Genomic DNA, 15,703 nt, shown 5'->3' with positions numbered 1-15,703 from the left:
TTCCAGCTTAAAGCGTCTAGCACGCAACCTCCGCACCATAGTCAACAAATTGACTAAGCAACTGAAAAGGAACACTCCTTAAGCCACTACCCCGCAAGTTTCCTTCATTTGGATGGCTTCACTTGGATGAAGAAATAGTTGCGTTTTACCCAGAGTAGCCGTCGTTCGTCTTGCCTCCTTCGCGCAGCCTGCTGCGGACGGACCAACAGGCGAACAGTAAGTCTGGAGTGCAATGAGGGATGTTTTTATGCGAGAAAAGTCGTCAGTCGATAGCCTGTTTCTGACCCGCGCTGGTTTTGTTGAATTCTTTGTTGTTTTCGTCAAGTTGATCCATGGCCTGACTGCCATCTTGCCGCCATTGGTGTTGGTGTTGTTCCTCGACCCACTGGCTCCCGAGCTGCGTTCCCACTTCCTCGGTCTGCTGCTGTTTTTTGCGATCATGACCATCATTCTGTTCCAGGCTTTGGGTATCTATTCCGAAGAGCTGTTCAGCAATCGCCTGCGCCTGAGAGCCAAGATAGTCGCCTGGTCGGCGGCGTTCTGCATCTTGCTGTTCATGTACCAGATCCTGCAGTTCTTCCCGCAATTGACGCCACGCAACCTGGTGGCGTGGTACTTCGCCAGCCTGGGGCTGTTCTGCATTGAACGCCTGGTGATGCTGCGCCTTTACCGCAACCTGATGCGCAAGGGCAAATACCTGCAGCGCACAGTGATCCTGGGCTTCACCGACACCGCCGTGCACGTCGCCGATCACCTGCAACGCAATGGCGATATCCGTTCCGGCCTGATCGGTTTTATCGACGACCGCACCGAGCGCATCCCCAAGGAATTGAGCAGCCTGCCCTTGCTGGGCAACACCCGCGACCTGGAAAAACTGATCCGCGCCGAGCAGGTCAACCAAGTGATGATCTGCCTACCCTGGGCTGCCGAGCAGCGTATCCACGGGCTGGTCAATCGCCTGCGCCAGATGTCGGTGAACGTCATGCTGGTGCCGGACATGGCCGCGCTGCGCTACGGCCACAGCCGCATCACGGACGTGGGCGGCATCCTGATGTTCAACACCTCGCAGTTGCCATTGCGCGGTTGGTCGCCGGTGATCAAGCGCTGTGAAGATTTGCTGCTGGCGAGCATGGCCCTGGTGGCGCTGTCACCGGTGATGCTGGCGACGGCGATTGCGATCAAGCTCGACTCCAAAGGGCCGGTGCTGTTTCGCCAGAACCGTTATGGCTACAACGACAACGAGATTCGCGTGTTCAAGTTCCGCTCGATGTTCACCGACCAGAGCGACTTCACCGCCGAACAACAGACCACCCGCAAGGACCCGCGCATCACGCGCGTGGGCCGCATCATTCGCAAGACCAGCATCGACGAACTGCCGCAGTTGTTCAACGTGCTGCTGGGCAACATGTCGATGGTGGGCCCGCGCCCACACGCCACCGCGACCAAGGCTGCCGGCATTCCGTTCGAGGTGGCGGTGAGCGAGTACAGTTCGCGGCATCGGGTCAAGCCGGGCATCACCGGGTGGGCGCAGATCAACGGCTACCGGGGTGAAACCGACACCCTGTACAAGATCCAGAAACGTGTCGAGTACGACCTGGAGTACATCTCCAAGTGGTCGGTGTGGTTTGACTTGTACATCGTCTTCATGACGGTCCCAGCCGTCCTCTCCACCAAGGAAGTCTATTGATGAATACCCTCAACGGATTAATCCCCTGCATTATTTCCGGTGGTTCGGGCACGCGGCTGTGGCCGGTGTCGCGCCAGAACATGCCCAAACCTTTCATGCGCATGCGTGACGGTCAGAGCCTGCTGCAAAAAACCTTTCAGCGCGCCGCCAAACTGCCCGGCGTGGAAAGCGTGCTGACGGTGACCAACCGCGACCTGCTGTTTCGCACCCTGGATGACTACCGCGTGGTCAACAAGGCCCATTTGCCTCTGGACCTTCTGCTGGAGCCGTTCGGGCGCAATACAGCGGCGGCCATTGCGGTGGCGGCGCTGCATGTGCAGGAACATTTCGGTGATGAGGCGCAACTGTTGGTGATGCCCGCCGACCATCTGATCCTCAATGAAGTCGCGTTTGCCGAGGCCGTCACCCAGGCCCGCGACCTGGCCGAAGCCGGTTATCTGGTGACCTTCGGCATCCAGCCCGACCATCCGGAAACCGGCTTTGGCTACATCGAAAAAGGCGACGCGCTGGGCACCGGCAACCGGGTCAAACGCTTTGTCGAAAAACCCGACCTGGCCACCGCCCAAGCCTACCTCGACGGCGGCAAACACCTGTGGAACGCCGGCATGTTCTGCTTCAAGGCCAGCACCCTGGTGGAGGAACTCGCCGCCCATGCCCCCGACGTGCTGACGGCGGCCAAAGCCGCACTGGACCACAGCCAGAGCCTGCAAAACAAAACCTCGCGCCAGCGCGAACTGGACTCGGACGCCTTCGGCAGCGCCCCGGACATTTCCATCGACGTGGCCCTGATGGAAAAGTCCCAAAAGGTCGCCGTGGTGCCCTGCGACATCGGCTGGAGCGACATCGGTTCCTGGGAAGCGCTGCGCCAGCTCACGCCCAGCGACGCCCACGGCAACCAGGTCAATGGCGAAGCGATTTTGCATGACGTGCACAACTGCTACATCGACTCGCCCAAGCGCGTGCTCGGCGCCGTTGGCGTACACGACCTGATCATCGTCGACACCCCGGATGCGCTGCTGATCGCTGATGCCAACCGCAGCCAGGATGTGCGTTACATCGTCGCCGAACTCAAGCGCCAGAATCATCCGGCGTACAGCCTGCACCGCACCGTCACCCGGCCGTGGGGCACCTACACGGTGCTGGAGGAAAGCAGCCGCTTCAAGATCAAGCGCATCGTGGTCAAACCCCAGGCGTCACTGTCGTTGCAGATGCACCACCACCGCAGCGAACACTGGGTGGTGGTCAGCGGCGCGGCGCAGATCACCAATGGCGAGCGCGAATTCCTGATCAACGCCAACGAGTCCACCTACATTCCGGCCGGGCACAAACACCGCCTGACCAACCCCGGCATCATCGACCTGGTGATGATCGAGGTGCAGAGCGGCGAGTACCTGGGCGAAGACGACATTGTGCGCTTTGACGACATCTACGGGCGTGCCCCGGCAGAAGTGAAAAAGTGACATGCGCACCTCGTTGATCATCCCGACCCGCAACGCGTCCAGTCACCTGGCGCGGCTGCTGCCTGCGCTGAAAATGCAGACGCTGCAACCGGACGAAATGCTGGTGGTCGACAGCGCCTCCAGCGATGACACCGTGGCGCGCTTTCGCGAGTTCGGCGCCCGGGTCGAGGTGATCGACGCCCGCGACTTCAACCACGGCGGCACACGGCGCTGGGCCAGTGAACAAGTGAGCGGCGAGGCGCTGATCGTGATGACCCAGGACGCGATTCCCGCAGACCCGGAGACCTTCGCCAATTTGCTCGATGAGCTGCAGCAAGACCCGCTCAACGGCGTTGCCTACGGCCGCCAATTGCCGCACCCCGGCGCCGGCGTGCTGGGCGCGCAGTCGCGGCACTTCAACTACCCGCAACACAGCCGCAGCAAGCGCCTGGCCGATGCGCCGCAGCTGGGGATCAAGACCTGCTTCAGCTCCGACTCGTTTTGCGTGTACCGGCGCAGCGCCCTGCAGGCGGTCGGCGGTTTTCCCGCCGATGTGATCGGCAGCGAAGACGCCTACGTCGCTGCGCGCATGCTGCTTGAAGGCTACACAGTGCGCTACGCCGCCACGGCGCGGGTGTACCACTCCCACGATTACCGACTCATGGATGAGTTTCACCGCTACTTCGACATTGGCGTGTTCTACGGTCGCGAGCCATGGATTCGCCAGGCGTTTGGCGATGCCGGCGGTGAAGGTAAACGCTATGTACTGGCTGAGCTCGCGGCATTGCGCGCAGCCGGTGCATTGCACCGCGTACCCGAAGTACTGGTGCGCAGCGCGTTCAAGTTGCTCGGCTATCGGCTGGGCCAACAGGAACGCCGGCTCCCCCTCGCCCTCAAGCGGCGCATCAGCATGTTCCCCGGTTATTGGAGGTGAGCAGCATGACTAACAGGAAGTCCGCCCTTATGAAAAAAACCGTGCTCCTCCTGGCCATGATGGCCTTGGCCGCCTGCAATACGCCGGCACGCATTGTCCCGCCGGATGACAAGACCGTTGAGGACGGCAAGCGCGCCCTCGACCAGCTGGCGCAGTTGCCGCCGGCCGTGGAACGCATCCGCATCGGCGATCAGTTGCGGATCGTGCGCGATGCCGGCGAGATGCCGACGCTGTCGGCGTTCAACGTCAGCACCATCTATGAGCTGACGCTGTACACGGTGCAGACCGACGGCAAGATCAACTACCCGTTCCTGGGGCCGATTCAGGTCGCCGGGCGTCAGCCATCGGAACTGGCTGCGGAGCTGAGCAACAAGCTCGCACCGGTGTACCGCGAGCCGCGGGTGACAGTGAACATCAACCAGGCGCCGGGCAATTCGGTGATCGTCGGAGGCGCGGTGAATAACCCGACCGCGGTGCAACTCGGCACGGCCAACACCCTGGAGCAAGCGATTGTCGGCGCCGGCGGGGTGAACCCTTCGGGCAATGCCAGCATGGTCGCGCTGCTGCGCGAAGATGCCCAGGGCGCCTACCACGCCTACTTCCTGGACTTCAGCCAATACCTCAAGCCCGGCCCGAACGGGCGTAAACCGGTGCACCTGCAACGCGGGGATGTGGTGTTCGTGCCCAAATCCAACGTCGGCGAGCGCATCCAAGGGGTGGATACCTACTTGAACCAACTGATCCCGTTCACCAAGTCCATTGGGGTTGGCTACAACTACACCAAAACCAGCGGCGGCAATAACTGAAGGAGCGACATCCCATGATCGAGATCCGTTCTTTTCGTGATCTTCTGCGCCTGTTTTTCATCTTCCGGCATGAGTTCAAACTGGCAGCCATCGCGGCGCTGGTGATCATCTTGCTGGGGGCCTTTTTGCTGCCGGCCAAGTACGAATCCACCGCGCGCCTGTTGGTCAAGCCGGGGCGCGATTCGACCTTGCCCATCGAGATCAGCAACCGTCAGGCGCTGGTCATGCCCAGCACCCAGCGTGACCCGATTGTCGATGAAGAGCGCTTGCTGACCGGTCGCCCGATCGTGCGCACGGTGGCCGAGCACTACCTGGAAGTCATCGCCAACGCGCCGCCGCCGGAAGGCTTCTGGAAGCGCAGCAAGTATTACGTCAAGGAAGGCGTGGGCGCGGTGTTCGACGGTATTCGCGTGGTGCTGGAAACTGTCGGCATCCTCGAAAAAACCACGCCGGTGGAACGCCTGGCAGCGAGCCTGGAGAAAAACTTCGAGGTCAGCCATGCCGTGGGCTCCACGGTGATGGACATCAGCTTTACCTGGGGCGACCCGCAAATCGCCCAGCAAGTGGTCAAGGATTGGGTCGACACGTACATCACCGAACGCACCCAGGCCCTGGGGCGCAAGAGCCTCTACGCTTTCTATGAAGGTCAGGTGAACACCAGCGCCACCGAGATCAAGAGCTACAAGGAGCAAATCCTCAAGCACTTGAACGAAATCGGCGCGGCAAGCATCACCGATCGCCTGGAAGACTTGTCGGAGCGCATCAACGTGTTGCGCGGCGAGACCTTCAACACCACGCGCCTGATTGCGTCTTCCGACAGCGCCATCCAGAGCACCCGCGACCAGCTCAAGGGGCAGCCCAAGGAAGTCACCACGGTGCGCCAGATCGCACTGAACCCGCAGCAGCAGGATTTGCGTCGCCTGCTTAACCAGAAGCTGCTGGAAAAGGCCGACATGATGCGCACCTACACCGACAACGCGCCGCCCGTCAAAGCCCTGGACGCGTCGATTCGGGCGATGCAGGCCCAGGTTGCGAATGAAAGCAACACGGTGCAGGCCTCGGAAAACCGCGCACCGAACACCTTGGAAATTCACTTGCAGCGCGTGCTGCTGGACGAGTCGAGCAACAACCTGGCCCTGCGCACTCAGCTTGTGCAACAGCAGAAACAACTGGTGAACCTCGAAGCCCAGCGCAAGCAGGCCCTGGAGATTGAACCGGAGCTGGCGCGTCTTTCGCGCGAGCTGAGCGCCACCGAGCGCAATTACGCGCTGTATGTGGACAACCTGGAAAAATCGCGCATCGACCGTGAGCTGGACAACAGCCAGATCAGCAACATCGCGGTGATCGAAGAAGCCACCCTCAACCCCGGCCGCATCTTCCCGAAAACCCTGCTGATGCTGATGTTGGCGATCCCGTTTGCCATCGTCGTCGGTTTGCTGGTGATCTACCTGTGCTACCTGCTGGACCAGCGCATTCACGATGGCGGGCTGGTGGAACGCAAGTTCGGCCTCCCCCTGTGGACGACCTTGCCGGAACTGGACACCAGCACCGCGCAGAGCACCAACGCGTTCAATGCGAGCATTTACCGCCTGTACGGCTTGCTGCAATTGGACCGCGTGGCCGAGCAAGGCCTGACACTGGGGTTGACCTCGGCGCGCCACGGCGAAGGGGTGACCTTTGTGGTGGAGCAACTGCGCCACTTGCTGCAGGAGAACGGCATTTCGGTGCGGGTTGGCGGCGTCGAACCGGCCGCTCCGGGCGAAGTGGTGCTGCTGGATGCATCTGCGCTGCTGGACAACCGCGATGCCTTTATCAACCTGCGCCGCGCCGACCTGATTGCCCTGGTGGTGGAAGCGCAGAAAAGCACAGTGCCGGTGGTGGAGCACGCGCTGTCGATCCTCAACACCGCGTTTGGCAAGGTGGACGGCATCATCATCAACCGGCGCAAATTCGAAGTGCCGGCCAGGGTGCTTAAAACCATCGCCAAATACCGGGGGGCGTTCTGATGCACATCGCCCTGCTCGCCCCTTTGCCGCCGGAGAAAAACGGGATCGCCGACTACGCGAACCACTTCAAGACGGCCCTGGAGCAGCTGGGCGTGACGGTGGCGACACCATTGAGCGGCGTGGAAGGCAACAGCGAAGCCATCCGGCAGGCCATCGCCGCCTTCGACTGGCGCAGTGTGGACCTGGTGCACGCCGAACTGGGCGGCGGCCGGCTGGGGGAGTTCCTGGCCCTGCGCGAGCTGCGCAAGGCTTACCCCGAATTGCCGCTGACGGCGACGGTGCATGACCCTGAACGTATCGTCTGGCGACGCGAGCAGTTGCCTTTTCCGCTGAACCTGCTGGAACGTTTGCCCAGCCCATTGCCGCAAGCGGCGGTGGTGCTGGCCGACCCGCTGACCTTGCGTGAAGAACGCCATGTGGCCCAAGGCCTGACGCGGCTGATTACCCTCACGCGCCTGGGCGCCGATTGCCTGAGCCAGCGCATGCAACTGCCGGCCGGCAAAGTGGCGGTGATCAACCACGCCAACCTGGCTATCGCTCCCGCGCCGTTACCGGCGCTGGACACCCTGCACCTGCTGTACTTCGGTTTTATCTACCGTGGCAAAGGCATTGAAGACCTGCTGCAAGCGCTGGCGGACGTCTTCAAGCAAGCCCCCGAATTGCGTGACCGTGTGCGCCTGACCCTGGCCGGTGGCACTGCCGCCGAAATGGCGTTTGGTGCGGGCGGCAACTACCTTGAGCAGCTCAACAGCCAGATCGCCGAACTCGGCCTGGCGGGCGCCATCGACTGGCGGCTGAACTTGCCGGCCAGCGAGATTGCACAGACGATCCAGGCGCACCACGTGATGGTGCTGCCGTATCGCGAATCAAAAAAACTCGGCTTGCTGGGGCGCCAGCGCGGCACCAGCGGCGCGCTGTCCTGGGCCGCTGCGTGTGGCCGCGGGGCGATCACCTCGGATGCGCGCGCGTTTGCCGAAGAAGTCGCCAGCGGCAACGGCGCGATCTATCCCCAGGGCGATGTGGCGGCGTTGAGCCAACAATTGCTGCGCCTGGCGCGCACGCCGTCGCTGGCCCGCGACTGGGCCGAACGTGCCGGTGAAATTGGCCGCGAACGCCTGTGGCCGTTGACCGCGCAGAAGTTCAAGCACCTCTTCGAGCAGGCGATTGCGGGAGCCCCTTATGCCGCGTAAACGGACCTACCTTGCGACCCTTGCGGTCATTGCCGCACTGGGTCTGACGGCCTTCCTGTGGGGCCGCCAGGCCGACGCCGAAAACCATGTGCTCAAGGGCAACAAGGTGGTGGTGTGGAAGGATTTTCTGGGCGTGAACGCGCAGTTCCTGTGGTTCAGCCCGACGCTGTATCAACAGCAGATCGACCGCCTCAAGGCACTCGGCCTGGAATGGGTACGCCTGGATTTGCACTGGGACCAGTTGGAGCCGGTCGAGGGCCAGTATCAGGTCGCAACCCTGGATCAACTGGTCGGCAACCTGCAGGCCAATCAGCTCAAGTCGGTGTTCTACCTCGTCGGTTCGGCGCCCTTCGCGACCACCGCGCCAGCCGGTGCGCCCTATCAGGACCAGTACCCGCCCAAAGATCCGAACGTGTTCGCCAACCGCATGGCGCTGTTGTCGCAACGCTACCCCAGTGTCAACGCGTGGCAGGTGTGGAACGAGCCTAATTTGCTCGGTTTCTGGCGCCCGGTGGCCGACCCCGCGGGCTACGCCGCCTTGCTGACAGCCACCGCATCCGCTTTGCGCGCGGTGGACGCGAACAAACCGGTGGTGGCTGCCGGCATGGCGTTTTTCAGCGAAATGCCCAACGGCCAGACCATGCTTGACGCCCTCGGCGCCCTGGGGGTGGCCAGCCTGAACACGGTGATTTCCTACCATCCCTATACGCAATTGCCCGAGGGCAACGATCCGTCCAACCTGGACTTCATCGCCAAAACCACCGCGCTCAACCAGGCGCTGCGCAATAGCGGCGTGCAAACGCTGTGGAGCACCGAGTGGGGCTGGTCAACCTACCCCGGGCCAAAAGACGCCCAGGACCTGATCACCTTGCAGGGCCAGGCTGATTATGTGGTACGCCGGGTAGCACTGATGAGCGCGATGGATTACGACCGGATCTTTCTGTTCACCTTGAGCGACCTCGACCAGCGTGCCAGTGTGCGTGACCAGTTCTACGGCCTGCTCGACATCGACGCCAACCCCAAGCCGGTCTATACCGCCTTGAAAAACTTCCTCGATGTGAGCGGGCCGCAGCTCACGCCCGGCGATCCGCCCGCCGCCGACCAATTGCCCGACGGCTTGTTCAGCATTGGCTGGACCCGCGCCGACGGCCACAAACTGTGGTTCTTCTGGTCGGCCGAAGGCGGCAACGCACACTTGCCTAGCCTCACCAGCGCCACCCTGTACGACCCGCTGCGCGGGACGCAAACCCCGGTAAGCGGCACCAATGGGCTGACCGTCCCGGTCAAGTCGAACCTGCAAATTCTGTTATGGGATTGAAGCCCGCCATGCGCATTTTATGGATCCTGCCCTACTCGCCCTGGCCCGCCACCAGCGGCGGCAAGACGCGCCAGTTCCATCTGCTGCGCAGCCTGGCCGCGCGTGGGCATCGAATCACCTTGCTGCTGCACGATAAAAACCCGGTGTCGCTGACCGATCGCCAAGTGCTGGAGGCCTTCCTCGAGCAGGTGATCGTGCTGCCGCGCCGCCCACTGCGCAGCGTCAAAACCCTGGTGGCCGGCCTGTTTGCACCGTACCCGCTGCTGGCCAGCGTCAACGGCCTGTCGGGCGCGCTGCAGGACACATTCAATCAGTTGCTCAAAGAGCATTGGGATGTGGTGCAGATCGAGCACACCTACACGTTCCAACCTTATGAAGATGCCCTGGCGCGCCAATCGCAGCCGTTCGTGCTGACCGAACATAACGTTGAGTCGGCGCTGGGTGCGGCCACCTACGACCGCCTGCCGCGCTGGGCGCTGCCATTTATTCGCTACGACCAATGGCGCTACAGCCGGTGGGAACACCGCGTGATGCGCCAGGCCGCGCAGGTGGTGGCGGTGACCGACAGCGACGCGCAGGTGCTGGCCAGGATCGCCGGCAAACCGGTGCCGGTGGTGGTCAACGGTGTGGACTGCGATCACTTCGCCGCCGCCCGGCCCGACCCCTCCACGCGCCGCGTGCTGTTTCTGGGCAACTATGAATACGCGCCCAACGTGGACGCCATCGAGTGGGCCCTGGATGAAATCCTGCCCAAGGTCTGGGCGCGCTGCCCGGATGCGCGCATGAGCGTGTGCGGGTTTGGCATGCCCGGCAGTTGGCGTGAGCGTTGGAAGGACCCGCGTATCGAGTGGCAAGGGTTTGTACCGAACCTGTTGAACCTGCAATCAAGTTGTTCGGTGTTTCTGGCGCCGTTGCGCCACGGCGGCGGTTCCAAGCTCAAGGTGCTCGAAGCCCTGGCTGCCGGGTTGCCCTTGGCGAGTACCGAACAAGGCGTGTCGGGCCTGGACCTGATTGAAGGCCTGGATTACCTCGGTGGGCAAACCGCCGACAGCCTGGCGGACGCCGTGGTACGCCTGCTGCAGTTTCCCGACGCCGCCGCGCCCATGGGCGAAGCGGGCCGCGCCTATGTACGCCGCGCGCATGACTGGAGCGTGGCCGCCAGCCAGTTGGAACAGGTATACGCGACGCTCGCGCCGCTCAATCAAAAGGAACCCGCATGCGTATAGGCCTGGATTACCGCACCGTCGGCACCTCGCCGCAATCGGGGATCAGCCGCCAGGTGTACGCCCTGGAAAATGCCCTGCGCACGCTGCCGGGTGTGGAACTGGCGCGGTTTACCGTGGCACCGCTGGGCGATGAAACCCGCTTGCAGGCGCACTGCCCGGCCTGGGGCTGCGCGAAAACCGCGATGCACCAGCCACACAATCGTCTGCGCTTTGAGGCCGGTTTTTTGCCGGCAGCCTTGCGCGAGCAGCAGATCGACCTGTACATCAGCACGTTCAATATGGGCCTGCCGTTGCCGCCCAAGCCCAAAGGTTTGCGCACCGTCGTGCTGCTGCATGACCTGTTCCAGATCACGTTGAACAACTATCACGCCAACCGCCTCAAAGCGCTGATCTACAAGACCAGCGATCGGCTTTCGATTGCGTACGCGGTGCACAGCGCCGACCGCGTGTGGACGCCCTCACAGTACAGCGCCGATGAAACCGCGCGGCTGTTTCCCAAGGCGGCGGGCAAGATTCGGGTGCTGCCCAATCAAGTCGACAGTTTTGTCGAGCTGGCGGCAGACCTGACGGCGCGTAACATGCCCGAGCATTACTGGCTGCTGGTGGGCACGCGTGAGTTGCGCAAGAACGTGCCGTTTCTGGTCGACGCCTGGCAGCAGGCCCGCAGCCTGTCACCCGCCGTGCCGGCGTTGGTGCTGGTGGGCAGCCTTGAGCATTTGCCCGAAACCCAGCGCAACCTGCCGGGCATTCGCGCCCTGAGCGGCGTCTCGGATGCCGAGCTGCACGCGCTGTACCGCCAGGCCTCGCGCCTGTGGCAGCCGTCGTATGCGGAAGGTTTTGGTCTACCCGTCATCGAAGCCCTGAGCGTCGGCACCCCAGTGGCCGTGGCCAGCGGCACCTCGCTGGATGAAATCACCCCGCCGTCTGCACCTCGCTTCTCGCCCACCGACGGCCCGGCGCTGGTGCAATTGATGCTGGCGCTGGCGGACCGCCCGGCTGAAGAATCACCCGAACAACGCCGGCAATGGGCGCAACGCTTCAACCATCAGGCCTATCGCCGGCGCCTGGCTGAACTGATCGAGGAATTGAAATGAGACTCTCCCTGGCAAGCCTCGTCGCGATCCTGTTCGGCCTGTTGTTCGGCGCGCTGGCCCTGATGCTCTCTCCAGCCAAGGCGTTTCTCGCCGTGATCGGCCTGGCCGCGGCGGTGACCATCCTGCGCTTCCCGTTCTGGGGTTTGCTGCTGTTCGCCGGCGTCGCGACCTTCATGCCGTACTCGACCGTCAACCTGGGCATTCGCAGTACGGTGAGTGAGGCGATCCTGGCGCTGACCTGGGGCGCGGTGCTGTGGCACAGCTTTCTGTCGCGCGTAGCCGACACGCCGAGCCTGTCACGTCGCCCCACCGACCAGATGCTGCTGTGGCTGATGCTGTTCAGTGTGTTCCCGTTTATCGTCGGCCAGGTCACGATCCACGCCGACACCAGCGGCGTGGCCAATTGGCTGCGCTGGTTGCTGAGCCTGTCGGCGGTGTACCTCTGCGCCAAGTTGCTGACCGACTACAAACACCGCGAATCACTGGTGATCGCCCTGCTGCTGGGCACGCTGGCGATGCTGGTGTTGTCGATTGCGGTGTTTGTGCGTACCCGGTCGGGGGCGGGAATTGCGCCGATCCTGGCGCTGTTCAACTACGGCAACTTCGACATGTTGAAATTCGGCCTGGAGGCGATGTCATCGCGCATGGGCTCGCCGTGGATGCACCCGAATGCCATCGGCGGGATCATGGCGTTGCTGCTGCCGTTGGCGTTCTGCTACGGCATGACCGAACAAGGCTGGAAGCGTGGACTGGGCCTGGGCGTGGCGTGCCTGGGCGCCGCCGCATTGCTGTTGGCCAGTAGCCGTGGCGCGATGGTCAGCCTGGCGCTGGTGCTGATCTGGATGGCGACGCGGCGTGTGCCCTACACCGGCAGGCTGTTGATGATCGGTGCGGCGCTGACGGTCGCGCTGGTGATGGCCTATCCGCCGTTGCAGGACCGCCTGGCGACGATTTTTTCGTCGGACAACGCCAGTACCGAAATACGTTTCGACGAATACCGCATGTTCCCGCAGGCGGTGGCTTCGTACCCGTTCGGCATCGGCTTCAAGGTCGACCCGCCAGTGCCAGGCACGCATTTGCTGGGCATCTCCAACCTGTGGCTGAACTTCATCTACAAGACCGGCATTGTCGGCATGCTGTTGTTTGTCGCCGTGACCGTGCGCTGGTGGCGTGAAGCACGCCCGCAGAAAGGCCCGATTCGTCTGACCAAAGACAACGCGCTGTGGCTGGGCAGCACTGCCGGGATTCTGTCGGCACTGGTCAGCGGGTTGTTTGACCACTACTTCAGCTTTGCCGTGGTGATGGTGGCGCTGTTCTGGCTGATGGTTGGCCTCAATGTACTGGAGGCACGCCGGCTGTTCCCGGCGCGTCTGCCGCAGGTCAAGACAGTGGCTTACCGCAAGCCGGCCCTTGACGGCGCGCGGCTTTAATCATGCTCGGCTCCGCCGTCTGGCTGACGCTTGCGACCCTGCTGGGCCTGTGCCTGGGGTTCGCCCGCGAGTGGCTGCTGGTGGCCGCCTGGGGCGCGGGCGAGCGCAGTGATGCGTTCCTGATCGCGCTGTTTTTGCCGGAGGCGTTGCGCATGTCGCTGGCCGGTGGCGTATTGAGCGCCGCCGCGCTGCCGCTGTACCTGCAACGCAAGGACGACGATCGCCTGGATTGGCTGGCGGTGCTGTTTCCGGCCCTGATGCTGATTGCGTTGGTCACCAGCCTGCTGCTGACGCTGCTGGCGCCGTGGCTGGTGCAGTTGCTCGGCCCGGGGCTGGCGGCCAGCGCCACGGCACTGGCGGCCAGCAACCTGCAGATCGTTGCCTGGTGCGTGCCGGGTTTGATGTTGCATGCGCTGTTCAGTATTCCGTTGCAGGCCAGCGAACGTTTTGTGCTGGCGGGGCTGGGTTCGCTGCTGTTCAACCTGCCGCCGGTGACCTACCTCGCCGTGGCGGGCACGGCCACCCAACCCCATTCTCTGGCGCTCGCCTGCCTGGCCGGCAGCCTGTTGATGCCGTTGGCGTTGCTGCCCTCGATCTGGCGCCAGGGCTGGCGGCCGTGGCGCTGGCAACTGAGCTTTACGCCGCTGCGCGAACTGGGCCAGCGCATCGGCCCACTGCTGTTGAGCAATGGCGCCAGCCAGGGGTTGGCGCTGATCGAGCGACTGGTGGCGTCGCTGCTCGGCGAAGGGGCGGTGACCTGGGTCAACCTCGCCCGCAAGCTGATGAACCTGCCGTTGATTGCGCTGATGAGCCTCAACCAGGTGCTGCTGGGCATGATGAGCCGGCGCCAGGGCGATGAGCGCCTGGCGCTGCTCAAGCGCGGCCTGGAGACCGCCAGCGTGCTGACACTGCCGGCAGGCGTCGGCCTGGTGGCCGCGGCCCCCAGCCTGGTGGCGTTACTGCTGCCCAAGCAATCGGCGGATTCGCCACTGCCGTTGCTGCTGGCGTGGTTTGCCGTGCCGCTGGTGTTCGGTGCCTGGAACGCCCTGCTCGCACGCTATGCCTACGCGGCCGGCGACACGCGCCAGCCGTTGCGTTGTGAATTGCTCGGCAGCCTGGTCAATGTGCTGCTGCTGGGCGCCCTGCCCTTTGTGTTCGGCCTGGCGGGTATACCGCTGGCCGCGCTGGCCGGGGTGATCTGCACGGCCTTGCTGCTGATGCAGCGCCAGGGTTTGCTCGACGCCCTGGCGTGGGCGCGGCATTGGCTGCTCAGTGCGGTGGTGATGGGCGTGGCGGCGTGGGTGTTGTTTCCAATTCAAGGCGTATGGCTGCAGTTGGGGCTCAGTACCCTGGCGGGCATGGTGATGTTGCTGGGCATGGGGCTGTGGCTGAAGCCGTGGCGCAAGGCGTGAATGACCGATCGGGAATAGTCAGATGAAGCATCGTTGGATTCAGATGGATATCGCCAAGGGCATCGGCATCCTGGTGATCGTGTTTGCCCACAGTTGGTTCGTCGCCACCTCGCCGGACCTGCTGTATCCGATCCTCGCTTCGTTCATCCTGCCGTTGTTCTTTTTCCTGTCCGGCGTGTTCTTCAAACCCGAGCAACCGTTCGTGGAGATGGCGGTGCGCAAGGCTGACGGGCTGCTCAAGCCGTTTTTCTTCACCATGCTGGCGTACGTCATCGTGCGCGCCCTGCTGCGCGGCCAGCCGCTGCTGCCGGATATTGGCGGCGTGCTGTATGCCTCGGTGGACACCATTCCGTGGCAGGCCATGTGGTTTCTGCCGCACTTCTGGGTGGCGATTCTGTTCAGTTGGGTGATGCTGCGGTTGATCCAGCGCCTGAAGCTGTCGTTGTGGGTGACCTGCGTGCTGATCACGGCGCAGCTGCTTCTCGGAATTTGGCTGCTGCCAGTGTTCTGGCAATTGCCGGTGACGCTGGGCGGCCACAACTGGGTGTTGCCGGGGCTGCCGTTCAGCCTGGATATCACCTTGATCAGCAGCACCTACTTCATCGCCGGCTACCTGGCACGCGATTGGTTGCGTACACATTCGGGATCGTGGCTGACATGCCTGGTCTCAATCCTGTTATTTGCCGCGGTGTTCATTGCTACCTGGGACACCATGGACCTGGCGCAACGTCGCTACGACAGCTGGCTGTGGACCAGCGTGCTGGCGGTGATCGGCGTGTACGCATGCTGGGCACTGGCGCGGGTAATGATGGTGTCGGCACCGCTGACCCGGGCGATGACCTATATCGGTCAGTCGACCCTGATCCTGTTGATCTTCCATGGCGAAATCCAGCACAAGACTGTCGACCTGCTCGAACGCCTGGGCCTGCATTCGTTTCTGGCGGCGTGTGTGGGCCTGGTGGTGGCGGTGGTGGTGCCGTTGATGATCGGGGAAGTGATCAAGCGGGTGGCGTTCCTGCGGTTTTTCTACTTTCCGTTTCCGGTGCGCAAAGCCGTCAAACCTTCAGAAAACCATTAAACCCCTGTGGGAGGGGGTTTGCTCGCGATAGCGGTGGGTCATTCAAAGGTGTTTTGACTGACATTCCGTCATCGCGGGCAAGC

Annotated in this window: 12 protein-coding genes; all 12 read left to right on the top strand. The window is 63.0% G+C overall.

Annotated features, from left to right (window positions below; translation table 11 throughout):
* Nucleotides 1-247 precede the first annotated feature (247 nt).
* The 12 genes from AACV02_RS10190 to AACV02_RS10135 are packed head-to-tail and all read left to right on the top strand — an operon-like array spanning nt 248 to nt 15,620.
* Nucleotides 248-1,687, top strand: coding sequence for an undecaprenyl-phosphate glucose phosphotransferase (locus AACV02_RS10190; protein WP_106580043.1), 1,440 nt, complete (start codon nt 248-250; stop codon nt 1,685-1,687).
* Nucleotides 1,687-3,147, top strand: a complete 1,461-nt coding sequence (locus AACV02_RS10185; RefSeq protein ID WP_119739353.1) for a mannose-1-phosphate guanylyltransferase/mannose-6-phosphate isomerase — start codon at nt 1,687-1,689, stop codon at nt 3,145-3,147. The genes AACV02_RS10190 and AACV02_RS10185 overlap by 1 nt, the downstream gene beginning before the upstream one ends.
* A 1-nt stretch (nt 3,148) precedes the next feature.
* Complete coding sequence (locus AACV02_RS10180; RefSeq protein ID WP_106580041.1) at nt 3,149-4,060, top strand: glycosyltransferase family 2 protein; 912 nt, start codon at nt 3,149-3,151, stop codon at nt 4,058-4,060.
* A gap of 29 nt (nt 4,061-4,089) precedes the next feature.
* On the top strand, nt 4,090-4,866 hold the full coding sequence (locus AACV02_RS10175) for a polysaccharide biosynthesis/export family protein (RefSeq protein WP_106580040.1): 777 nt from the start codon (nt 4,090-4,092) through the stop codon (nt 4,864-4,866).
* A 14-nt stretch (nt 4,867-4,880) separates the two neighbouring features.
* The gene (locus AACV02_RS10170) at nt 4,881-6,872 is read left to right on the top strand and encodes a GumC family protein (RefSeq protein WP_119739351.1); all 1,992 of its coding nucleotides are present in this window, start codon (nt 4,881-4,883) and stop codon (nt 6,870-6,872) included.
* Nucleotides 6,872-8,062, top strand: a complete 1,191-nt coding sequence (locus tag AACV02_RS10165; protein WP_106580038.1) for a glycosyltransferase — start codon at nt 6,872-6,874, stop codon at nt 8,060-8,062. The genes AACV02_RS10170 and AACV02_RS10165 overlap by 1 nt, the downstream gene beginning before the upstream one ends.
* Nucleotides 8,052-9,380: a cellulase family glycosylhydrolase gene (locus AACV02_RS10160; RefSeq protein ID WP_119739349.1), complete on the top strand. Its 1,329-nt coding sequence runs from the start codon at nt 8,052-8,054 to the stop codon at nt 9,378-9,380. Before AACV02_RS10165 ends, AACV02_RS10160 begins: the two co-directional genes overlap by 11 nt.
* An 8-nt stretch (nt 9,381-9,388) precedes the next feature.
* Nucleotides 9,389-10,606 (top strand): glycosyltransferase family 4 protein, encoded by a 1,218-nt coding sequence (locus tag AACV02_RS10155; RefSeq protein ID WP_106580036.1) that lies wholly within the window; start codon nt 9,389-9,391, stop codon nt 10,604-10,606.
* Nucleotides 10,597-11,700, top strand: a complete 1,104-nt coding sequence (locus AACV02_RS10150) for a glycosyltransferase family 4 protein (protein WP_119739347.1) — start codon at nt 10,597-10,599, stop codon at nt 11,698-11,700. The genes AACV02_RS10155 and AACV02_RS10150 overlap by 10 nt, the downstream gene beginning before the upstream one ends.
* Nucleotides 11,697-13,130 carry an O-antigen ligase family protein gene (locus tag AACV02_RS10145; protein WP_119739345.1) on the top strand — a complete coding sequence of 478 codons (1,434 nt, stop codon included), beginning with the start codon at nt 11,697-11,699 and terminating at the stop codon, nt 13,128-13,130. Before AACV02_RS10150 ends, AACV02_RS10145 begins: the two co-directional genes overlap by 4 nt.
* Before the next feature lie 2 nt (nt 13,131-13,132).
* Nucleotides 13,133-14,542, top strand: coding sequence for a murein biosynthesis integral membrane protein MurJ (gene murJ / locus AACV02_RS10140; protein WP_119739343.1), 1,410 nt, complete (start codon nt 13,133-13,135; stop codon nt 14,540-14,542).
* A 22-nt stretch (nt 14,543-14,564) separates the two neighbouring features.
* Nucleotides 14,565-15,620, top strand: a complete 1,056-nt coding sequence (locus AACV02_RS10135) for an acyltransferase family protein (protein ID WP_119739340.1) — start codon at nt 14,565-14,567, stop codon at nt 15,618-15,620.
* The last annotated feature ends 83 nt before the right edge of the window (nt 15,621-15,703 follow it).

The sequence above is a fragment of the Pseudomonas sp. Larv2_ips genome (genome assembly GCF_963879675.1).
Lineage (GTDB): Bacteria > Pseudomonadota > Gammaproteobacteria > Pseudomonadales > Pseudomonadaceae > Aquipseudomonas.
The sequence above is the reverse complement of the archived record's forward strand: the minus strand, read 5'-3'. Positions and strand labels throughout refer to the sequence as shown.